14 protein-coding genes are annotated in these 21,986 nt (G+C 63.4%); 12 read left to right on the forward strand and 2 right to left on the reverse strand.

Annotation, left to right across the window (positions count from 1 at the left end):
* Window positions 1–3,701 (reverse strand): retention module-containing protein (locus CKW13_RS10885; RefSeq protein ID WP_141233971.1); only part of this gene is annotated, 3,701 nt, incomplete at its 3' end.
* 344 nt (window positions 3,702–4,045) lie between these two features.
* On the opposite strand from CKW13_RS10885, the gene CKW13_RS10890 reads away from it, so the two are divergent.
* The 3 genes from CKW13_RS10890 to CKW13_RS10900 are packed head-to-tail and all read left to right on the forward strand — an operon-like array spanning window position 4,046 to window position 8,947.
* Window positions 4,046–5,398 (forward strand): TolC family outer membrane protein, encoded by a 1,353-nt coding sequence (locus tag CKW13_RS10890; RefSeq protein ID WP_095108614.1) that lies wholly within the window; start codon window positions 4,046–4,048, stop codon window positions 5,396–5,398.
* Between the two features lie 38 nt (window positions 5,399–5,436).
* Window positions 5,437–7,590 (forward strand): type I secretion system permease/ATPase, encoded by a 2,154-nt coding sequence (locus CKW13_RS10895; protein ID WP_095108997.1) that lies wholly within the window; start codon window positions 5,437–5,439, stop codon window positions 7,588–7,590.
* A complete protein-coding gene (locus CKW13_RS10900) occupies window positions 7,580–8,947 on the forward strand; it encodes an HlyD family type I secretion periplasmic adaptor subunit (RefSeq protein ID WP_095108615.1) in 1,368 nt (455 codons plus the stop codon). Before CKW13_RS10895 ends, CKW13_RS10900 begins: the two co-directional genes overlap by 11 nt.
* 96 nt (window positions 8,948–9,043) lie before the next feature.
* On the opposite strand, the gene CKW13_RS10905 is transcribed toward CKW13_RS10900, so the two are convergent.
* Window positions 9,044–9,400: a helix-turn-helix domain-containing protein gene (locus CKW13_RS10905; protein ID WP_095108616.1), complete on the reverse strand. Its 357-nt coding sequence runs from the start codon at window positions 9,398–9,400 to the stop codon at window positions 9,044–9,046.
* A gap of 211 nt (window positions 9,401–9,611) precedes the next feature.
* Between CKW13_RS10905 and CKW13_RS10910 the strand changes: the two genes are divergently transcribed.
* The 9 genes from CKW13_RS10910 to CKW13_RS10950 all read left to right on the forward strand — a co-directional run bounded on the left by CKW13_RS10910 (window position 9,612) and on the right by CKW13_RS10950 (window position 21,797).
* Window positions 9,612–11,240 carry a methyl-accepting chemotaxis protein gene (locus CKW13_RS10910; RefSeq protein WP_095108617.1) on the forward strand — a complete coding sequence of 543 codons (1,629 nt, stop codon included), beginning with the start codon at window positions 9,612–9,614 and terminating at the stop codon, window positions 11,238–11,240.
* A gap of 99 nt (window positions 11,241–11,339) precedes the next feature.
* Window positions 11,340–13,910: an EAL domain-containing protein gene (locus CKW13_RS10915; RefSeq protein WP_095108618.1), complete on the forward strand. Its 2,571-nt coding sequence runs from the start codon at window positions 11,340–11,342 to the stop codon at window positions 13,908–13,910.
* Between the two features lie 54 nt (window positions 13,911–13,964).
* The gene (locus tag CKW13_RS10920; RefSeq protein ID WP_095108619.1) at window positions 13,965–14,885 is read left to right on the forward strand and encodes a LysR family transcriptional regulator; all 921 of its coding nucleotides are present in this window, start codon (window positions 13,965–13,967) and stop codon (window positions 14,883–14,885) included.
* A gap of 594 nt (window positions 14,886–15,479) precedes the next feature.
* Window positions 15,480–17,024: an MFS transporter gene (locus tag CKW13_RS10925; protein ID WP_095108620.1), complete on the forward strand. Its 1,545-nt coding sequence runs from the start codon at window positions 15,480–15,482 to the stop codon at window positions 17,022–17,024.
* Window positions 17,025–17,050: 26 nt separating this feature from the next.
* Complete coding sequence (locus CKW13_RS10930) at window positions 17,051–18,118, forward strand: HlyD family secretion protein (protein ID WP_095108621.1); 1,068 nt, start codon at window positions 17,051–17,053, stop codon at window positions 18,116–18,118.
* Entirely contained in the window at window positions 18,115–19,569 is a 1,455-nt protein-coding gene (locus tag CKW13_RS10935; RefSeq protein WP_095108622.1) for an efflux transporter outer membrane subunit, read from the forward strand. Before CKW13_RS10930 ends, CKW13_RS10935 begins: the two co-directional genes overlap by 4 nt.
* 101 nt (window positions 19,570–19,670) lie before the next feature.
* On the forward strand, window positions 19,671–20,240 hold the full coding sequence (locus CKW13_RS10940) for a hypothetical protein (RefSeq protein WP_095108623.1): 570 nt from the start codon (window positions 19,671–19,673) through the stop codon (window positions 20,238–20,240).
* A gap of 97 nt (window positions 20,241–20,337) precedes the next feature.
* The gene (locus tag CKW13_RS10945) at window positions 20,338–20,847 is read left to right on the forward strand and encodes a sigma-70 family RNA polymerase sigma factor (RefSeq protein ID WP_095108624.1); all 510 of its coding nucleotides are present in this window, start codon (window positions 20,338–20,340) and stop codon (window positions 20,845–20,847) included.
* Window positions 20,844–21,797, forward strand: a complete 954-nt coding sequence (locus CKW13_RS10950; protein ID WP_095108625.1) for a FecR domain-containing protein — start codon at window positions 20,844–20,846, stop codon at window positions 21,795–21,797. The genes CKW13_RS10945 and CKW13_RS10950 overlap by 4 nt, the downstream gene beginning before the upstream one ends.
* Window positions 21,798–21,986 lie beyond the last annotated feature (189 nt).

Here is a 21,986-nt window from a genome sequence, read left to right on the forward strand (position 1 = left end):
TCGCCGCCTTCGGTGACGGTGGTTTTATCCACGGTCAGGGTGGCGACCACTTCGGTTTCGGTGTCATTCACGACTACCGAAGCATCACCGCCGATCACCAGGTTCTCGAAGGATTTGCCGTCCACAGTGGCGGTATCGATGCCCATGGGCACGGTTTCGCCGTCTTTGTAGACGTCGTCGCCTTGCGCGGCACGTTCGTACGGAACGCTCAACTCGCCAGCCTTGATAACGACAACAGCGCCGTTTTTGAGGGTCACGGTCAAATCGTGATCCAACTTCTGGCTGACGCTGACGGTGAATTTCTGTGCTTGGTTCTCGAAGACCGGGCCGTCGCCAGTGATCGAAACAGTCACCTTGTCGCCTTCGCCGGTTGGCTGATCGGTAACGGTGGTGGTGTGCTCTTTCGGATCGAGAGTCAGTTTCTCGAAGTCATCGGCGCCATCAACACCGACGAGTTTGTTGACCAGCGAAGGTTGGCCGCCGGTGAACACGTCATTGGTGGTTTGGACGACCACAGTACCGGTGGTTTCGCCGGCCTTAACGTTAATTTTGGTGCCGTCGCTGAGGGTGAAGGTCAGTGGACCATGGCTCTCCATCGGCAGGCCGGCCTTGTTGGTCAGCGTGACGGTGTAAGTCACGTCGCCGCCTTCGGTGACGGTGGTTTTATCCACAGTCAGGGTGGCGACCACTTCGGTTTCGGTGTCGTTCACGACTACCGAGGCATCACCGCCGATCACCAGGTTCTCGAAGGATTTGCCGTCCACGGTGGCGGTGTCGATGCCCATGGGCACGGTTTCGCCGTCTTTGTAGACGTCATCGCCTTGAGCAGCGCGCTCGTAAGGAACGCTCAACTCGCCAGCCTTGATAACCACGACTGCGCCGTTTTTCAGGGTCACGGTGAGGTCATGGTCGAGTTTTTGGCTGACCGAAACGGTGAATTTCTGCGCTTGGTTCTCGAAGACTGGACCATCGCCAGTGATCGAAACAGTCACCTTGTCACCTTCGCCGGTCGGCTGATCGGTAACGGTAGTGGTGTGTTCTTTCGGATCGAGGGTCAGTTTCTCGAAATCGTCTGCGCCATCAACACCGACGAGTTTGTTCACCAGCGAAGGTTGGCCGCCAGTGAACACATCGTTGGTGGTTTGGACGACCGCAGTACCGGTGGTTTCGCCGGCCTTAACAGAGATTTTGGTGCCGTCGCTCAGGGTGAACGTCAGCGGGCCGTGGCTCTCCATCGGCAGGCCGGCTTTGTTGGTCAGCGTGACGGTGTAGGTCACGTCGCCGCCTTCGGTGACGGTGGTTTTATCCACAGTCAGGGTGGCAACCACTTCGGTTTCGGTGTCGTTCACGACTACCGAAGCATCACCGCCGATCACCAGGTTTTCGAAGGACTTGCCATCCACAGTGGCGGTGTCGATGCCCATTGGGACGGTTTCGCCGTCTTTATAGACGTCGTCGCCTTGAGCGGCACGCTCGTACGGAACGCTCAACTCGCCAGCCTTGATAACCACGACTGCGCCGTTTTTAAGGGTCACGGTCAAATCGTGATCCAACTTCTGGCTGACGCTGACGGTGAATTTCTGTGCTTGGTTCTCGAAGACTGGACCGTCGCCAGTGATCGAAACAGTCACCTTGTCACCTTCGCCGGTCGGCTGATCGGTAACGGTGGTGGTGTGTTCTTTTGGATCGAGGGTCAGTTTTTCAAACTGCTCCACGCCCATGCCTTCAACGCCTACCAGCTTATTAACCAGCGCTGGCTGGCCGCCAGTGAACACGTCATTGGTGGTTTGGACGACAGCAGTACCGGTGGTTTCACCTGCTTTGACGGAGATTTTGGTGCCGTCGCTCAGGGTGAACGTCAGCGGGCCATGGCTCTCCATCGGCAGGCCGGCCTTGTTGGTCAGCGTGACGGTGTAGGTCACGTCGCCGCCTTCGGTGACGGTGGTTTTGTCCACGGTCAGGGTGGCAACCACTTCGGTTTCGGTGTCGTTGATCTGCACCTCGGCGCTGTCGCCGATCACCAGGTTTTCAAAGGTCTTGCCGTCTACCGAGGCGTCGGTGATGCCCAGTTCCACGGTTTCGCCGTCTTTGTAAACGTCGTCGCCCTGCACGGGCAGGGTGTAGGTGGTTTGGGTTTCGCCGGCCTTGATGACGACGCTTTCGCCGTTGCTCAGTTTGACGGTGAGGTCGTGGTCGAGTTTTTGGTCGACTTTGATGGTGAAGGTCGGGGCGGCGTTTTCCAGGACATCGCCGGCGCCTTCGATGGTGACGGTCACGGTGTCTGGGGTGTCGGTGATGGTGGTCACCGCCGGGGTCGGGTTGGGCGCCAGGTCTTCGAAGTTGCCGCCGGTGGTGCCGGTGATGGTGGTTTCGACGGTACTGCCGTTGACGTAGACGTCATTGGCCGGCGTCGGGAAGCTTACGGTGCCGGTGGTTTGGCCCGCTTCGATGGTGATGACCGCGCCGTTGGACAGGGTCACGGTCATCGCGGTGCCGGCCGGGTTGGTCAGGGTCGCGGTGTAGGTGATCGAACCGCCTTCGGCCACGGTATTGGTGGCGGTCAGGGTCAGGCCGGTGGTGTCTTTGGAGTCGGTGATGGTGGTCACCGCTGGCGTCGGGTTGGGCACCAGGTTTTCGAAGTTGCCGCCGGTGGCACCGGTGATGGTGGTGGTGACGGTGCTGCCGTTGTTGTAGACGTCGTTCGGCGCGGTCGGCACGTTGACGGTGCCGGTGGTCTGGCCCGCGTCGATGGTGATGGTGGTGCCGTTGGACAGCGTGACGGTGACCGGCGTCTGAGCCGGGTTGGTCAGGGTCGCGGTATAGGTGATCGCGCCGCCTTCAGTAATAGAAGGGTTCGACGTCAGGGTCACGGTGGTGGTGTCGATGGTGTCGGTGACTTGGGTCACGGCCGGTGTCGGGTCGACGGTCAGCACCAGGCCGCCACCGCCGGTGGTGCCGGTCACGGTGACGGTGATCTGGCCCGGGTCGATGTAAACGCTGTCGTTCGGCGCCAGCGGCACATTGACGCTGCCGGTGGTTTGGCCGGCCGGGATGACGATGACCGAGCCGTTGGACAGGGTGATGACCAGGTTGGTGGTCGGTGCCTGCGTCACGTTGGCGGTGTAGACGAGTACGCCACCGGCTTCAGTGATGGTCGGTGTGGCGCTGAGGGTCAGGGTCGAGTCGCGCGGCACCAGGGTGTTGCTGGTGTCGGTGGGCTGGCCGCCGAGGATCTGGTTGGTCGCTGCTGCACCGTTACCCAGGCCTTCGGTGGGGAAGCCGATGGTGGGGTCAACCCGGCCTGCGGTGGCATCCAGCACCACGAAGCTGTGGCCGCCGCCTGCCGCACCGCTGTTGCCCGTGCCGGTGTTGCCGGCCGCGGTGGCTTCCAGGTCAGTGGTCGGGTCGACGCCCGCGACGATGGCTTGCTGCAGTTCTTCAACTGACGGCGCCGATTGCGCAGTGGCCTGGGCCAGGTCGGTGGTGGAGTCCGGCGCGGTGCCGCTCCACTGGGTGTCACGGCCCAGGTCGAGGGTGCGGCCGTCGGCCAGCTCGAGCGTGGCGGCACCGGACAGGCCGGTGTCTACCTGGTCGCCTGCAAAGAGGCGATCACCTTCAATCAGTACACGCCGAATGCCCTCGGGGGACACAACGAAAACTTGGCCAACAATGCTTTTGACGATGGCAACAACACTGCTCATTGAAGATTCTCCAGGTACCGTTCAGTAGACGTCCATGTGCCTGATGAGCATTGGCCCGATCAGACTGGATGTAAGTTCAAAATGTTTTGACGCTTCTATTCGTCAATTATTTGGCTATATTTTTTAGAAATTAACTTTATGCCAAACTATTGACCTTCTGGGTGCCATCCTAAACAATCGCCCCAGTAATGTCACATTGATATTTACGCGGCGACCTGTCCTACAGTGTGTGATCCAGTTCCGATTTTGAACTTTCCGACATACGGTCATTACGGTTGCTATTTTCCGAGACAGCGCCCCATGGAGCTGTGATTTGAGACAAGAAAGTCCTAGGAATCTTTAACATGCGTTCGCACTTGTTCAAGGCAATACCGTTCGTCCTCGCAGCCGGCTTCGTACAGGCCCAAAGCCTGCCCCAAGCGATGCAGCAAGCGCTGGATGTCCACCCGGAAATCCAGGCTGGCGTAAACAGTCGCCTGGCGGCTGACTATCAGTTGAAAGCAGCCAAGGGCGGCTACCTGCCCAAGGTTGACCTGCTGGCCGGTTATGGCCGCGAAGGCACCGACAGCCCGGGTTCCCGTGCCGGTAGCCCGCGCAACGACTGGGAGACGCTCAACCGCAGTGAGTCGAGCCTGCGCCTGTCGCAAATGGTTTTTGACGGTTTTGCGACGTCCAGCGAAGTGGGGCGTCAACAAGCCAACGTGAACTCGCGCGCCTACTCGTTGCTCGGTTCGTCCGAACGTACGGGTTTGACCGTAGCCCAGGTTTACCTGGATGTCCTGACCCGCCGCGAATTCGTGCGCCTGGCTGAAGACAACCTGAGCAACCACGAACGCGTCTACGACCAGATCAAGCTGCGCACCCAGCGCGGTGTTGGCAGCCGCGCCGACCTCGACCAGGCCGAAGCGCGCCTGGCCCAGGCCCGCAACAACCTGATTACCGAACAGACCAACCTGGCCGATGCCCAGACCAACTACCTGAGCGCAGTCGGCCAGTTGCCCGATCAGCTGGAGCGCCCGGCACCGTTCATGGCGTTGCTGCCGGCGAACCTGGATGAAGCCCGCCGCCAGATGCTGGAAAACAGCCCGATCCTGCGCTCGGCCGAGTCCGACATCGTCGCCGCCGAGAAGCAGTACGAAGCCGCCAAGTCGACCTTCTACCCGCGCTTCGACGCTGAGCTGGGCCGCACCGCCGACAACAACCTGGACGGCACCGAAGGGCACAACAACGAATGGCAGGCCATGCTGCGCATGCGCTTCAACCTGTTCGCCGGTGGTAGCAACAAGGCTGACCTGGAATCGAAGTCCTACCAGTCCAACCAGGCCCTGGATATCCGCAACAACGCCTTGCGCGTGTTGAACGAAGAGCTGGGCCTGGCCTGGAACGCGCTGGAAAACGCCAACGCCCAGGTGCCGATTGCCCAGCAGTATGTGGACTACAGTACAAGCGTTCGCACCGCTTACCAGAAGCAGTTCAGCCTCGGTGAGCGAACCCTGCTCGACTTGCTCGATAGTGAGAACGAACTGTTCACCGCTTCGCGCCGCTTGGCCGAAATCAAAAACACACAGTTATTTACTCAATATCGAATCAAGGCGACCATGGGCGAGTTGCTCAAGAGCCAGGGAGTGGTCGCGCCGATGGCCTCCGTCGTACAGAACGACGTGAAGCCCAAGGTGCAATTGCCTGGGATGAATTGAGTAGAACCTCATTGTCCAATCGGTAGAGAGTGTCCAGCGTGGAATCAGAAGTTAGTCGAGTTCATCTCAGTCATGATCCACGCACGCTGCACGACGATCCGTTACTGGATGGTCTGATGGCGTTGTGCACACTGCATCAGAAGCCTGCCAGCGCGGCGATGCTGACCACCGGTCTGCCATTGCCCGCGCAGCGCCTGAGCGTCGAGTTGCTGCCCCGCGCAGCTGCCCGCGCCGGCCTGCAGGGGCGGGTGTTGCAACGCAAGCTGGAGCAGATCCCCGAAATCGCCATGCCGGCCCTCCTGTTGCTCAAGGAAGGTCGCAGCGCCGTGCTCGTCGGCTGGGACGGCGACAATGCGCGCCTGCTGCTCAGCGAGAGCGATGGCGGCGAAGTCAGCGTCAACCGCGAAAAACTGGCTGACGACTACAGCGGCCAAGTGTTCTTCGCCCAACCCCAACACAAATTCGACGTGAACCACGGCACGCTGATCCCGCGCGCGCGCTCTTGGTTCCGCGACACCTTGAAGCGCTCGCGCTGGCTGTATGCCGATGCGATCGCCGCCAGTTTCCTGATTAACGTCATCGCCATGGCCGCCCCGCTGTTCGTGATGAACGTCTACGACCGCGTGGTGCCCAACCAGGCCGCTGCGACCCTGTGGGTGCTGGCCATCGGCATCACCGGCGCCTATATCTTCGACCTGATCCTCAAGAGCCTGCGCAGCCTGTGCCTGGACCTGGCGGGCAAGAAGACCGACCTGATTATCTCGGCCACGCTGTTTGAACGCATCGTCGGCATGTCGATGAAGTTCCGCCCGGCGCGGGTCGGCAGCTTTGCCCAGAACATCCATGAGTTCCAGAGCCTGCGCGACTTCCTCGCCTCGCTGACCCTGGCCAGCCTGATCGATTTGCCGTTCACCCTGCTGATCTTCATGGTCATCGGCATTCTCGGCGGGCACTTGGTGTGGATTCCGGTGCTGGCCTTCCCGATTGCCCTGGGCATCGGCTACGCCTTGCAGAAACCGCTGATGGCGACCATGGAGCGCACCATGGCCCTGGCCTCGGAGCGCCAGTCGAGCCTGATCGAAACCCTCGCCGGGCTGGACGCGGTAAAGGTCAACAACGCCGAAAGCGAACGCCAGTACCAGTGGGAACAGACCATCGGCACCCTCAGCCGCCTCGAGTTGCGCGTGAAGATGCTCTCGGGCCTGGCGATGAACATCACCCTGCTGATCCAGCAACTGGCTGGCGTCATCATGATCGTCTTCGGTGTGTACCAGATCATCGACGGCAACCTCAGCATGGGCGGCCTGATCGCCTGCTACATGCTTAGTGGCCGGGCGCTGAGCCCGCTGGCCTCGCTGTCCGGGCTGCTGACCCGCTACCAGCAGGCCAAGGTGACCATGGTCTCGGTCGACCAAATGATGGAACTGCCCCAGGAGCGCAATTTCGAAGAGCGCCCCCTGAGCCGCAAAACGGTGCAGGGCGCCATCGAATGCCGCCAGCTCAACTTCACCTACCCGAACCAGCAGAACGCTGCGCTCAAGAACATCAACCTGGTCATCAAGCCCGGCGAGAAAGTCGGCATCATCGGCCGCAGCGGCTCGGGCAAAAGCTCCCTGGCCAAGTTGCTGGTGGGCCTTTACCAGCCTGACGATGGGGCTTTGCTGGTGGACGGCGTGGACATCCGCCAGATCGACATCAGCGAGCTGCGCCACAACATCGGCTACGTGCCGCAAGACATCCAACTGCTGGCCGGCACCCTGCGCGATAACCTGGTGTCCGGCGCCCGCTATGTAGAAGACGAACTCGTCTTGCAAGCCGCCGAACTGGCCGGCGTGCACGAATTCGCCCGCCTTCACCCGCAGGGCTACGAGCTGCAAGTGGGCGAGCGCGGGCAGAACCTCTCGGGCGGGCAGCGGCAAAACGTCGCCCTGGCCCGGGCGTTGCTGCTCAACCCGCCGATCCTGCTGCTCGACGAACCCACCAGCGCCATGGACAACACCGGCGAAGAACGCTTGAAGCAACGCCTGCAAGCGGTGGTGGAAAACAAAACCGTGGTGCTGGTCACGCACCGTGCCTCCCTGCTGTCGCTGGTCGATCGCCTGTTGGTGATCGACCGTGGGCAAATTCTCGCCGACGGCCCTAAAGCCGTTGTGATGGAAGCGTTGAAGAAGGGGCAGATCAGTGTTGCTTAAGTCCGGTTGGAAAGATTCGATTCTGCGTTACTTCAAAGGCTCCGACTCCCTGCAAGGCCAGCCGCTGCCGGAGGTCAACAAGGCGTTGATCGAAGACGCCCCGCGCGTGGTGCGCCTGACCATCTACGGCATCATCGGCTTCTTCCTGTTCATGCTGCTGTGGGCCAATTTCGCGGTGATCGACGAAGTGACCCGCGGCGACGGCAAGGCGATTCCCTCGTCCAAGCTGCAAAAAATCCAGAACCTGGAGGGCGGCATCGTCGCCGAGCTGTTCGTCAAGGAAGGGCAGATCGTCGAAGCCGGCGCGCCGCTGATTCGCCTCGATGACACCCGGTTCGTCTCCAACGTCGGCGAGACCGAGGCCGATCGCCTGGCCATGCTGCTGCGGGTGGAGCGCCTGAGCGCGGAGGTCGAGGACCGCCCGCTGAGCTTCCCCGAAGACGTGATGAAAGCCGTGCCGGTGCAGGCCGACAACGAAAAATCCCTGTACGAAAGCCGCCGCCAGCAACTGCTCGACGAGGTCGGCGGGTTGCAGGAGCAGTTGATCCAGCGTCAGCAGGAGCTGCGTGAGTTCAGCTCCAAACAGGCGCAATACCGCCAGCAACTGAACCTGCAACGCCAGGAAATCAACATGTCCGAGCCGTTGGTGGCTCAGGGCGCGGTATCGCCGGTGGAAGTGCTGCGCCTCAAACGCGCCGAAGTCGAAACCCGTGGCCAGTTGGACGCCACCACCCTGGCGATCCCCCGCGCCGAATCGGCGATCAAGGAAGTGCAGCGCAAGATCGACGAAACGCGCGGCAAGTTTCGCAGCGAAGCCTTGGGCCAACTCAACGAGGCGCGCACCGACCTGAGCAAGGCCAGCGCCACCGGCAAGGCTTTGGAGGACCGCGTCAGCCGAACCCTGGTGACCTCGCCGGTACGCGGCATCGTCAAGCAGCTGCTGGTCAATACCATCGGCGGCGTGATTCAGCCGGGCAGCGACCTGGTGGAAATCGTGCCCCTGGACGACACCCTGCTGGTGGAAGCGAAAATCCGCCCGCAGGACATCGCCTTCCTGCACCCGGGCCAAGAGGCGGTGGTCAAGTTCACCGCCTACGACTACACCATCTACGGCGGCCTCAAGGCCAAGTTGGTGCAGATCGGCGCCGACACCATCACCGACGAAGACAAGAAAACCACCTACTACATGATTACCCTGCGCACCGAGCGCAGCCACCTGGGCACTGACGACAAGCCGCTGATTATCATCCCCGGCATGGTGGCCACGGTGGACATCATCACCGGCAAGAAAAGCGTCTTGAGCTACCTGCTCAAACCAATCATCCGCGCCCGCGCCGAGGCCTTGCACGAGCGCTGATGGGGCATTGGAGCGGCGCTCTAGCGGTGGGTGCTGGGTTTGGGGGCGGGGTGGGTAGGGAGGCGTCGGTTCGACTGCGCGGCGGTGGTGCCAGGTTCACGAGGGTTGGGACGGGCCCTTGGCCTTGAGCACCTTGACCACTTCCGTGACCAGGTTCACCACGATCACCCGTTCCTCGGTGGGCAGGCTCTGAATCAGTTCGTTGACGCTCTGTGAGTGGCTGTGGGCATCATTGGCACTGGCGCGTACCAGGTCGCTCAGCGAACACTCCAGCACTTCCGACATCTGTTGCAGGCGCGTCAAGGAGATGGAGATCACTCCGTTTTCCATGCGGCTGATGGTTTCCTTCTCCACTCCAATGGCCTCGGCCATGTAGGCCTGTGTCAGGCCCTTGGCCTTACGGCGAAACGCAATGGTTGCCCCGACTCTATGTGCCACCGTGCGTTCTTTCATGCGTGTTTAACCTCTTGCGTCATCATCCTTATCGTTAAGCGACAGTTTCCGGGCTTACTCCGTTCAAACGAATGATGTAATACGACTATGGTATTGATGCCTTGCGTCATGCTTTATTTGATTCAGATCAAAAAACAGCCGTAGGATTGGCGACATATTAGATAGTGGCCTTTAAATGGCTCCGGCTTTTCGACCATGGGATTTCATCTGCATGCTGACCCATTTGAAGATACGAACAGGGATGCTCTGGGTGTTGGCGCTGTTCGTCTGCGCGTTGCTGGTTTCCTCCCTGACCAGTTGGCGCAGCTCCATGAACAGCGATGCGCAGATCGAACGCCTGCATGAGGTCGGCGTTACCCAGAACAGCCGGGTGCACCTGGCCTACCTGCGTTTGCTGCGCTCACGGGTGGGAATGGCGGGTGCTTTCCTGGAGGCACGCGCCGGCGACAGCGAGAAGGCCGCCGCCAGCCTGCAGCGGGCCAAAACCTTGTTCGAGGAAGCGCTGGTGTTTTTCGAGGCGTTCAGCGCCCAGGAAAAAAAGCACCCGTCGGCCCTAGACATCGCCGCCCTGCAGCAGGCCTTTGCGGTGTATCGCAGCACCCTGAATGAACAGATGCAGGCCCTCAAGGACGGCTCCGAGGAGCGCTACATCGCGGTCAACCTCAAGGCCCGCGCCGCCAACGACAGCTTCGACACCGCCCTGACGGCATTCGAGCAGGCCCTGGATGCGCAAACCGTCGCGATCATGGACGAGGCGCACACGCGCTACAGCGTGGCCCAGGTCCAGGCCGTGGTGTTGCTGCTGATTGCCGGGTTGCTGGCGGCCGGTTGCTGGTGGTTTATCGCCACCCGGGTGCTGCGCCCGCTGCGCGAGGCCGGGCGCCATTTTGAGGAAATCGCCGCCGGGGATTTGCGCCACCCCATCGACGCCCAGTCGAACAATGAAATCGGCCAACTGTTCAACGGCTTACAGCAGATGCAGGCCAGCCAGCGCCAGACCATCGAACAGATCAGCCATTGCGCCCATCAGTTGGCCAGCTCTGCCGAACAACTGAGCCGGGTCACGGTGGAAAGCAATCGCGGCCTGCACCAACAGCACAACGAACTGGAGCAGGCCGCCACCGCCGTGACCCAGATGACGGCGGCGGTGGAGGAGGTGGCGCGTAATGCCGTTTCGACCTCCGAAGCCTCCAGCGCCACCAACCAATTGGCCGGGGAGAGCCGGCGCCAGGTGCAAACCAGCCTCGACGAAGTCGATGCCATGAGCCGCGAGATCAAGACCAGTTCCGACCTGGTGCAAGACCTGGCGGTCCAGACCCGGGATATCGGCCGGGTGCTGGAAGTGATCCGCAGCATTTCCGACCAAACCAACCTGCTGGCCCTCAATGCCGCCATCGAGGCCGCCCGTGCCGGCGATGCCGGACGTGGTTTCGCGGTGGTGGCCGACGAGGTGCGCACCTTGGCTTATCGCACCCAGGAATCGACCCAGGAAATCGAGCAGATGATTGCCGGTATCCAGACCGGCACCCACCAGGCCGTGGAGGCCATGGACGCCAGCACCCGCCGCGCCGGCACCACGTTGCTGGCCACGGAAGCCGCGGGCCAGAGCCTGGAAGAAATCTTCCTGGCGGTGAGCCAGATCACCGAACGCAACCTGGTGATTGCCAGTGCCACGGAGGAGCAGGCCAAGGTTGCCCATGAGGTGGACCGCAACCTGCTCAACATCCGCGAGCTATCGACCGTGGCGGCCGAAGGGGCCCACCAGACCAGTTCCGCCAGCGGCGAATTGTCGCGCCTGGCGTCGGAGTTGAGCGCCATGGTCAGGCATTTTAAGACCTGACCCGGCGGCTGCCACACAGGGCAGTGCAACCGGTATGCAATCCCAGGGGATGGGGCCCGGCGTAAAGATAAAAACAACAGTTGTCAGCAGGACGCACCCATGTCGAACCTCCAAGATCTCTCGCACATCTTCATCCAGACGTTGGAGCAGAGCATTGATAGCGTGGTGGTCATCGATCAGCGCAATCAGGTCATTCTGTTCAACGCCGCTGCTGAAAAGCTCTGGGGCTACCGTCGCGACGAGGTGCTGGGCCACAACGTCAGCCTGTTGGTGCCGCAACTGATCCGCGCCGATCACGACAGCTACATCGACAAAAACCGCGTGACGGGCATCAACCGGATTGTCGGCACCAGCCGCGTCGTGCTGATCGAGCGCAACGACGGCGGGCGGCGCTGGGGCGCGATGTCGATCTCCAAGGTCGAGACGCCCGGGCAACAGCTCTATACCGCGTTTATCAAAGACATCACCGACCAGCATGAGGAGCGCGAGAGGCTGTTCCTGCTGTCGTTGGTGGTCGATACCACGCAAAACGCCATCATCCTCACCGACAATCAATTTCGCATTGTTTACATCAACGAGGGCTTTACCCGCCTGTTTGGCCACCAGGCCGAGCAGGTGCGCGGCAAAAGCCCCTGCCAGGTGATTGCCCCGGACCTCGACCCGCTGGCGCAGACCGCCCTGCATGAGGCCCTGAAGCGCGGCCAATCCCACCAATCCCAAGTGGTGGGCTACCACCTCGACGGTTCGCGGGTGTGGTGCGACGTCACCTCCCATCCGGTGTGCGATGCCCAGGGTGTGCTGCTTAACAGCGTCAGCGTCCTCAACGATGTGACCCACTCGCGGATGCCCGAGGTTTTGCGCCACAAAATGCTCGAAGCCATGGTCCAGGAGGCGTGCCTGGAATCATTGATGAGCCTGGCGTGCCGGGAGGTCGAGCGCATCGCTCCGGACGTGATCGCCACGGTGCTCAGTATCGATGCCCAGGGCGCGCTGCATACCCTGGCGGCACCGAGCCTGCCTGCGAGTTACGGCGCGGCCCTGGAAGGGCTGGCCATTGGTCCGGCCATTGGCTCGTGTGGGGCCGCCGCATTTCGCGGCGAAGCCGTGATGGTCAGCGATATTGCCAGCCACCCGAACTGGGAAGACTTCCGCGACCTGGCCCTCCCGCTGGGGTTACGGGCCTGTTGGTCGACGCCGATAAAATCCAGCTCGGGGCGCGTGCTCGGCACTTTTGCCTTCTATTACCGGCAACCCGGCGAGCCCAGCGAGCTGCATCGCTTGCTGGTCAACGCCAGCATTCAGTTGTGTGCCCTGGCCCTGGAGCGTGAAGAGTCGCGCGCCCACATCCGGCAACTGGCCTTCTACGACGAATTGACCGGCCTGCCCAATCGCAACCTGTTGTACGCCCGGGCCGACCAGGCCATCGCCGAGGCGGGGCGCAACCATACGCAGCTGACCGTCCTGTTCGTTGACCTGGACCGCTTCAAGCAGGTCAACGATTCACTGGGGCATGCGGCCGGGGATGAATTCCTGCGCATCACCGCCCGGCGTTTGAGCGAACAGCGCCGCCAGGTAGACATTGTCAGCCGGTTGTCGGGCGATGAGTTTGTGCTGGTGCTCCCGCGGTGCGGGCCACAGCAGGCAGTGGCGGTGATCGAAGAGCTGCGCAAGAGCCTGGCGACGCCTTGCCAGATCGCCGGCGTGGTGCTGACCCCCTCGGCCAGCATCGGCGCCAGCCTGTTTCCCGAGGACGGGCGCACCATGGCCACACTCTTGCATCGCGCGGATATGGCCATGTTCCAGGCCAAGACCCGCGCACGCGGCAGTGTGAGTTTTTTCAGCGAGGGGCTGGACCAACTCGCCCGGGGGCGGCTCAACCTGGAAACCGCGCTGCGCCAGGCCATCAAGCAGAAAACCTTTTTCCTCATGTATCAGCCCCAGATCGACCTGCGCACCGGGGCCTTGTACGGCGTCGAAGCCCTGGCCCGCTGGCATCACGCGCAACTGGGGCATATCTCGCCCACCTGTTTTATCCCCCTGGCCGAAGAATGCGGGTTGATCGGCGAGTTCGGGCAGTGGGCGCTGCGCGAGGCGTGCCAGCAGTTGGCGGCTTGGCGGCGCGAAGGGTTGGCGGTGCCCTGTGTCTCGGTGAACCTGTCGCCGACCAATTTCCACAACCGGCAGTTGCCCATGCTGATCGGCGAAATCCTCGCCCAGCATGGGCTCACGGTGGCCGACCTGACCCTGGAAATCACCGAAAGCGTGGTGATGGACAGCAACCCCGATACCCTCACCACCATCAATGAGGTCCACGCCATGGGCATTTGCCTGGCGATGGACGATTTCGGCACCGGCTATTCGAGCCTCAGCTACTTGCGGCGTATCCCGATTCAAGAGCTCAAGCTTGACCGCAGTTTCGTCCACGACCTGGAGCACGACACCACCAGCCAGGCCCTCAGCGAGGCGGTGATCCGTATTGGCGAAAGCCTCAAGTTGCGTGTGGTGGCCGAAGGCGTCGAAACCGCAGCCCAACAACGGGTGCTCCAGCAGCAGGGCTACCAGGTGGCCCAGGGCTACCTGATCTCCCGGCCCCTGCTGGCCGAGGCATTCGGCCCTTGGCTGCAAAGCCGACGGCTGGCGCTGACTGAGGGCGATACGGTGCCTGGCTAGGCAAGCTGCTAGCATTGCGCCTGGCTCAATCTTCAACTTTTGTGAGTGCCTGGCATGCAGCTTCCCGATCTGAACCTACTTGTCGCCCTCGACGCCTTGCTCGACGAGGGCAGCGTGGTGGGCGCCGCGCGGCGCATGAACCTCAGCCCGGCGGCGATGAGCCGCACCCTGACGCGGATTCGCGAAGCGGTGGGCGACCCGATCCTGGTGCGCGCCGGGCGTGGCCTGGTGCCCACGCCCAAGGCCCTGGAACTGCACAACCAGGTGCGCGCCGTGGTGGAGCAGGCGGCGCGGGTGTTCCGCTCGGCCGACCAGGTAGACCTGCGCACCTTGCGTCGGCGCTTCAACATCCGCGCCAATGACTTTTTCGTCGGCGTGTACGGCGGGCGCCTGTTCGCCGCCATGGACCGCGAGGCGCCCCATTGCGAACTGCGCTTCGTGCCCGAGGGCGACGCTGACGACGAGGCGCTGCGCGAAGGGCGCATCGACCTGCGCATCAGCAACTCCCGCCCGCAAACCCCGGAAGTGAAGGTGCAGAACCTGTTCTCCACTACCTTCGTCGGCCTGGCCCGGGAAGATCACCCGCTGTTCGACGGGGAAATCACCGCCGAACGTTTTGCCGGGTTTGCCCATATCAGCATGTCGCGGCGCGGCATCGCCCGCGGGCCCATCGACACCGCGCTCAACGAGATGGGCCTGGAACGGCGGGTGGCGGTGATCGCGCCGAGCTTCCACGCGGCGATGTTCGCCTTGCCCGACTCGGACCTGATCCTGCCGGTGCCCAAGGAAACCATTTCCAGCGTCACCCGCCTGGGCCTGCGCCTGCGCGCCTTCGACCTGCCGATCCCGTTATCGACCCTGATGCTCACCCAGGCCTGGCACCCGCGCTACGACAAAGACCCGGCCCACAAATGGCTGCGCGAAACCCTCAAGTCCACCTGCGATGAAACCTGGTCGCAGGCGCAGCCAAGGTGAGAAAAGCCTTCACCCGCCATGGGAACGGGGCCTAAGGCCAGCCCCCACCCCTTGTGGGAGCGGGCCCCGCCCGCGATGAGGCCGGGGCAGGCGATGCACCTGCGGCGGATGGAATACCGCCATCGCGAGCAGGCTCGCTCCCACAGTGGAAAGTGAATACCTGCCACAAATCCCACCCACACCACAGTTGAACTGTGGGAGCGGGCCCGGCCCGCGATGAGGCCGGGGCAGGCGATGCACCTGCGGCGGCTGGAATGCCCCCATCGCGAGCAGGCTCGCTCCCACAGTGGAAAGTGAATACCTGTCACAACTCTCACCCACACCACAGTTGAACTGTGGGAGCGGGCCCGGCCCGCGATGAGGCCGGGGCAGGCGATGCACCTGCGGCGGCTGGAATGCCGCCATCGCGGGCAAGCCCGCTCCCACAGGGTTCATTTGTTACACCGCGGTCATTGTTCCCACAGGGATAGTGTTTAAACCGTTCTGCGCAATTGCTGCGCGGCACGCACTTATAAGCTGCCAATAAGTCAGTTTTCGTCAGCTATCAGCGTTCTTAAACTGCTCCGGTATTTCTCAACCGGAGTTGTGCTGCTTATGAGTTCCCTTGCTGTCGCCGCGCCTGCTGCTGTTGCGGCACCCGCCAAGCCGGCAGCCGCGGCGCCGCCGGTGTTCGGGCCGCGGATCATCATCGGTTTGGTGGGTGTGTTGCTGGCGGTGCTGGTGTCGGGCCTTAACGAGATGGTCACCAAGGTTGCCCTGGCCGATATCCGTGGTGCGTTGTACATCGGTTACGACGAAGGCACCTGGCTGGTGGCCTGCTACACGGCCACGTCCGTGGCGGCCATGGCCTTCGCACCCTGGTGCTCGGTGACGTTCTCCCTGCGCCGTTTCACCCTCGCGGCCATGGGCCTGTTCACCGTGCTGGGCGTGCTGTGCCCCTTTGCCCCCAACTACGAAAGCCTGTTGCTGCTGCGCACTGTGCAAGGCCTGGCCGGTGGCGCGCTGCCGCCGATGCTGATGACCGTGGCCCTGCGTTTTTTGCCCGCCAACGTCAAGCTCTATGGCCTGGCCGGTTATGCCCTGACCGCCACCTTCGGCCCCAGCCTGGGCACGCCGCTGGCGGCGCTGTGGACCGAATACGTCGGGTGGCAGTGGGCGTTCTGGCAGATCGTCGCGCCGTGCCTGTTGGCCATGGCGGCGGTGGCCTACGGCTTGCCCCAAGACCCGCTGCGCCTGGAGCGCTTCAAGCAATTCAACTGGCGCGGCCTGCTGCTGGGGTTCCCGGCGATCTGCATGTTGGTGATCGGCCTGTTGCAGGGCAATCGCCTGGATTGGTTCGAGTCAGGCCTGATCTGCACCTTGCTCGGCGGCGGGGCCCTGCTGTTGGTGCTGTTTCTGGTCAACGAATGGTCGCAACCGATCCCGTTTTTCAAGTTGCAGATGCTGGGGGTGCGCAATTTGTCGTTCTCCCTGCTGACCCTGGCCGGGGTGCTGATGGTGCTGCTGGCGGTCATCCTGATTCCGTCGGCCTACCTGGCCCAGGTCCAGGGCTATCGGCCCTTGCAAACGGCGCCGGTGATGCTGGTGATGGCGCTGCCGCAATTGATCGCGCTGCCGCTGGTGGCGGCCCTGTGCAACCAGCGCCGGGTCGATTGCCGCTGGGTGCTGGGGATTGGCCTGGGGATGCTGGCGCTGTCCTGCGCCGGCGGCACTCAACTGACCTCGGCCTGGATCCGCGACGACTTTTACGTGCTGCAACTGCTGCAGATCTTCGGCCAGCCCATGGCCGTGCTGCCGCTGCTGATGCTCTCCACCGGCAGCATCACGCCCATGGAAGGGCCCTACGCCTCGGCCTGGTTCAACACGGTCAAGGGCCTGGCGGCCGTGGTCGCCACCGGGGTGCTGGACGCCCTGACCACCGCGCGCCTGCACTTTCACTCCACCCACCTGGTGGACCGCCTCGGCAACTCGCCGTGGGTCGAAGGCAACCCTGCCGACCTTGCCCGGCGCCTGCACCAGCAAGCCCTGGTGCTGACCTCGGCGGACTTGTACGCCTGCATGGCCGTGCTGGCCGGCGCGATGATCCTGCTGATTTTCTGGCTGCCGACGCGGATCTACCCACCGCGCGCGCCCATTTGAATGCTTAACGACACAGAAGGTTGTTTATGACGATTTCCACGAAACACACCATCGCCGCTTCGGCGGCGGTTTTGGCCCTGGGTGCGCTGCTCTACGTGCTGGCCCCCGGCCTGTTCGGCCACGGCACGCGCCAGACCACCAACGACGCCTTCGTTGCTGCCGATTTCACCCTGGTGGCGCCCCGCGTGGCCGGGTTCATCAAGGAAGTGCTGGTGGACGATAACCAGCAGGTCAAGGCCGGGCAGTTGCTGGCCCTGATCGATGACCGCGACCTGCGCGCCGCTGCCCTGGCTGCGGCGGCGCAAACCGAAGTCGCCAGCGCCCAGTTGCAAAACGCCCGCGCCACCCTGGAACGCCAGGCCTCGGTGATCGCCCAGGCCCAGGCGCAAGTGGTGGCCGACCGTGCGCAAATGGCCTTCGCCGAGCATGAGTTGGCGCGCTACAACCACCTCGCCGGGGTGGGCGCGGGCACGGTGCAAAACGCCCAGCAGGCGCGCACGCGCATCGACCAGGCCACCGCGCAACTGGCCCATGCCACGGCGGTGCTGGCCGCCGAACGCAAGCAGGTGGAAATCCTCAGCGCCCAGTGCGACGCCGCCGAAGGTGGCCTCAAACGCGCCCATGCGGCGCTGGAGATGGCCAGTTACGAGCTGTCGTACACGCGCATTGTCGCGCCGGTGGACGGCATGGTCGGCGAACGGGCGGTGCGGGTCGGCGCCTACGTTACGCCGGGCAGCAAGATCCTCGCCGTGGTGCCGCTGGAACAGGCCTATGTGGTGGGCAACTTTCAGGAAACCCAGCTGATTAACGTGGCGCCGGGGCAGATGGTGCAGGTGCGTGTCGACAGCCTCGACGGCGAGGCCCTCAGCGGCCGCGTGCAGAGCATTGCCCCGGCCACCGGCGTGACTTTCGCGGCGGTTAAACCGGACAACGCCACGGGCAACTTCACCAAAGTGGTGCAGCGCATCCCGGTGAAAATCCTCCTCGACCCCGGCCAACCGCTGGTTGAGCGGCTGCGGGTGGGCATGTCGGTGGAGGCGAGCATCGACACCCACAGCTCGGCCACACAGGTGCGCGAGGTGAGCCAGCGATGAAACGCCTCAATCTTCTGCCGGGCCTGCTGACGTTGGCGATGTTGTCGGCCTGCACGGTGGGCCCGGATTTCCAACGCCCCGAGGCGCCGTCCATCGAACGCTGGAACACCCCACCCACCCCGGCCGCCAGCCAAGCGGTGAGCAGCGCCCTGGCCGAACACTGGTGGGAAGTGTTCCAGGACCCGCAATTGGCCAGCCTGAGCCGCCGCGCCCTGAGCGACAACCTGGACCTGCAACTGGCCAGCAGCCGCTTGCAGCAAAGCCGCGCCGTGCGGCAGGTGACCACCGCCAGCCAGTACCCGTCCACCAGCGCCAACGGCGGCTACGCGCGTAAACGTAACAGTGGTGAAGGCTTGAGCGACCCCTCGGGGCATAACGGCAACAGCGCCTTCAACCTGTGGGAGGGCGGTTTCGCGGCGGCTTGGGAGCTGGACTTCTGGGGCCGCGTACGGCGCGAAACCGAAGCCGCCGACGCGACCCTGGAGGTGGCGCAAAACGACCGGCGCGGCGTGTTGCTCGCCGTGCTGGCCGACACCGCGCAGAGCTATATCCAACTGCGTGGCGTGCAGAGCACCCGGGCCGTCACCGAGCAGAACCTGGAAGTGGCCAACCGCAGCCTGATGCTCTCGCGCATGCGCCAGGCCGATGGCGTGGCGACCCAACTGGACGTGGCCGAAGCCGCCGCGCAAGTGGCCGCCATCGAATCGCGCCTGCCGGTGCTGCGCCAGCGCCAGGACCAACTGATAAACGCCCTGAGCCTGTTGCTGGGGGAGGGCCCGCAAGCCCTGCAAGCCGAACTGGCCGCCGCCGCGCCGGTGCCCCAAGCCCCGGCCCAACTGGCCATCGGCTTGCCCTCGCAGTTGGCGCGCCGCCGCCCGGATATCCTCCAGGCCGAAGCGCGGCTGCACGCCGCCACCGCCAGCATCGGCGTGGCCAAGGGCGACTTCTACCCGCGCATCACCCTGTCGGGCAGTTTCGGCTCGCAAGCCATGCAGTTGTCGAATTTCGGCACCTGGGGCTCGCGTCAGTTCGCCATCGGCCCACAGTTCAGCCTGCCGCTGTTCGACGGCGGGCGCCTGCGCGGCATGCTCAAGCTGCGCGAGGCCCAGCAACAGGAAGCGGCGCTGGGCTATCAGCACACCGTGCTGCGGGCCTGGCACGAGATCGACGATCAACTGACGCGCTACAACGCCAGCCAGTTGCAGCGCGAGCACCTGGCCGAAGCGGTCAGCCAGAACCGTATCGCCCTGTTGGCCGCGCAGCAGCAGTATGTCGAAGGGGTGGTGGATTTCATCAACGTGCTCACGGTGCAAAGCGCCTTGCTCGCCACCCAGGAACAACAGGTCGAGAGCCAGGTGAACGTGTCGCTGGCCATGGTCGGGTTGTACAAGGCCTTGGGCGGGGGGTGGGAGTCGGTGTACCCGTTGCAGGCCGAGGAAGCAGCTTTGTAGGGCGCTCGCGTAGGGCTGTTCCTGATTCCCTGCTGCTTCACAAAATGCCCGGATGGCGGGCTTAACATCACGGGCCGTTTCCTTCACGAGCCCTTGTAGCCATGCCTACGATCGACCCCCCCTGTGTCCCACCCCTGGCCGACAGCCCTTGCGCGCCGGCCAGGGCGCGGTTTTTCTACGTCGTCGCACCGAGCAAATTCGTCATCCTGTTTGTGGCGACCTTTGGTTTCTACTTTCCGTACTGGAGCTACAGAAACTGGCGGCGCTACCGCGATACCACTGGCATCAAGGTGATCCCGTGGCTGCGGGCGGTGTTAAACGATTTGTTCATCTATTCGCTGGTAATGAAGATCGATCGCCAGGTGCAACGGCTGGCCGAGCCTCCCCGTTGGCATCCTCGGCTGCTTGCCCTGGCGATCATTCTCACCGCTCTGGGCGGCTCGATTCAGGTCTGGGTGCCCAATAACTTGCTGGGGCTGGCCGCAGGCCTGGGGGTGTTCGTGCTGCAAACTTACTGGTTGCTATGCGTGCAAAAAGCCATCAATGCGGTGGAGGGTGACCCGCAAGGGCAGGCCAATGCCCGGCTCAGCGGCCTCAATAGGCTATGGGTGGCGCTGGGGGGGTGTGTCTGGTTCCTCACCCTGGGTTCGGTGGCGTTAGAGCTGAGGTAAACCAAGCCCTCGCGGCGCCTATGGTAAATGGCCCTTTGCCTGCCCCCATACAAAAGTGTAATGATAATTGCTATCAATCATGTGTGTGGACCCTTCCATGGATGCAACCACTGACGGCAAGGCGCAGTTGCATCGCCTTTACCGTGACCACCATGGCTGGCTGCAAGGCTGGCTGCGCAAGCGCCTGGGCGACCGCGAGCACGCCGCCGATGTGGCCCAGGACACCTTCCTGCGCCTGCTGGTGTCGGGGCGTTTTCCGGGGCACCTGGAAAGCCGCAGCTACCTGACGCAGATCGCCCGCAACCTGGTGATCGACCAGTGGCGGCGCCTGCGCATCGAGCGCGCCTACCTGGAAAGCATCGCCCACCTGCCGGAACCGGAGTCGCCGTCCTTGGAAACCCGTGCCTTGATCCTCGAAACCCTGATGCAGATCGACGCCATGCTCGACCGTATGCCGGAAAAAGTGCGCCAGTCGTTCCTGCTTTCGCAGTTCGAAGGGCTGACCTACGCTGAAGTCGCCGAGCGCCTGGGGGTGACGGTCAGTTCGGTGCAGAAGTACATGATCCGCGCCATCCAGGCCTGCTATCAGGTGGTCTACGAGCAATGAGGGCGCAGCGCGAAGCGCCGATTGCCCCGGCGATCGTCGAGCAGGCCAGCGAATGGCTGATGTTGCACTGGGGCGGTGAGCTGGATGCCGAACAGCGCCAGGCCTTCGCCCGCTGGAAAACCGCCCACCCGGACCACCACCGCGCCTGGGCGCGCCTGCAACAGTTGCAGCAAACCCTGAGCGGGGTGCCCGCCGAAAGCGCCCGGGCGGTGCTGCGCGATGCCCCCGACCAGCAGCGCCGCGCCGCCCTCAAACTGCTCGGCGTGCTGCTGGTGGCGGGCGGCGGCTACGCGGTGCAGGGCAGCCAGCCGTGGCGTAACGCCATGGCTGGCGAGCGCACGGCGGTGGGCGAGGTGCGCCACCTGACCCTGGCCGACGGCACGCGCCTGGACCTCAACAGCGACACGGCGGTGGATTTGCGTTACAGCGCCCGCGAGCGGCGTATCACCCTCATCAGTGGCGAAATCCTGCTCAACAGCGGCCACGACGCCACCCGCCCACTGATCGTCGAGACCCAGGCCGGCGACATCCAGGCCCTGGGCACCCGCTTTGCGGTGCGTGATGCGCAGGGCGGTACGCGGGTCGATCTCTATGAAGGCCAATTGCATGTACGCCCGCAACATGCTGCTGCGCAGTACCTCAACGCCGGCGACAGCCTGTGGTTCAACGCCGCCCAGACCGGTGCGGTGCGCGCCGCCGACCTCAATGCCAGCACCTGGAGCCAGGGCCGCCTCACCGCCGAACGCCAGCCGTTGGGGCAGTTTATTGCCGACCTGGCGCGCCATCGCCCGGGCTGGCTGCGCTGTGACGCCGCCGTGGCTGGGCTGCTGCTCACCGGCGTATTTCCCCTCGACGACAGCGACGCCATCCTCGCCGCGCTGGAGCAATCGCTACCGGTGCGGGTAGAAGCCGTGACGCGGTATTGGGTGACGGTCAAGGCGCTAGGGTGAGCAAGCGGGCTTGCCCGCGTTGGGGTGCGAAGCGGTCCAAACATCGGTGTGGCGGCCCAGAAAAAGCTTAGGGTTGCTGCGTCCCCCCAGCCCGGGCAAGCCCGCCTGCTACGGGCCCTGCACGCCTTCAAAAAAAACTTCCCAGCGCCTTGTCGGTTTTGCCGAGTTATCCGGGATACCTCTTGAAAG

It is taken from the genome of Pseudomonas sp. Irchel 3E20 (assembly GCF_900187645.1).
Lineage (GTDB): Bacteria > Pseudomonadota > Gammaproteobacteria > Pseudomonadales > Pseudomonadaceae > Aquipseudomonas.

What these genes read in the sequence shown, in the direction of transcription:
- CKW13_RS10890 (WP_095108614.1), top strand. Translation starts at nt 4,046, where the DNA reads ATGCGTTCGCACTTGTTCAAGGCAATACCGTTCGTCCTCGCAGCCGGC.
- CKW13_RS10905 (WP_095108616.1), bottom strand. Translation starts at nt 9,400, where the DNA reads ATGAAAGAACGCACGGTGGCACATAGAGTCGGGGCAACCATTGCGTTT.
- CKW13_RS10910 (WP_095108617.1), top strand. Translation starts at nt 9,612, where the DNA reads ATGCTGACCCATTTGAAGATACGAACAGGGATGCTCTGGGTGTTGGCG.
- CKW13_RS10915 (WP_095108618.1), top strand. Translation starts at nt 11,340, where the DNA reads ATGTCGAACCTCCAAGATCTCTCGCACATCTTCATCCAGACGTTGGAG.
- CKW13_RS10920 (WP_095108619.1), top strand. Translation starts at nt 13,965, where the DNA reads ATGCAGCTTCCCGATCTGAACCTACTTGTCGCCCTCGACGCCTTGCTC.
- CKW13_RS10925 (WP_095108620.1), top strand. Translation starts at nt 15,480, where the DNA reads ATGAGTTCCCTTGCTGTCGCCGCGCCTGCTGCTGTTGCGGCACCCGCC.
- CKW13_RS10930 (WP_095108621.1), top strand. Translation starts at nt 17,051, where the DNA reads ATGACGATTTCCACGAAACACACCATCGCCGCTTCGGCGGCGGTTTTG.
- CKW13_RS10935 (WP_095108622.1), top strand. Translation starts at nt 18,115, where the DNA reads ATGAAACGCCTCAATCTTCTGCCGGGCCTGCTGACGTTGGCGATGTTG.
- CKW13_RS10940 (WP_095108623.1), top strand. Translation starts at nt 19,671, where the DNA reads ATGCCTACGATCGACCCCCCCTGTGTCCCACCCCTGGCCGACAGCCCT.
- CKW13_RS10945 (WP_095108624.1), top strand. Translation starts at nt 20,338, where the DNA reads ATGGATGCAACCACTGACGGCAAGGCGCAGTTGCATCGCCTTTACCGT.
- CKW13_RS10950 (WP_095108625.1), top strand. Translation starts at nt 20,844, where the DNA reads ATGAGGGCGCAGCGCGAAGCGCCGATTGCCCCGGCGATCGTCGAGCAG.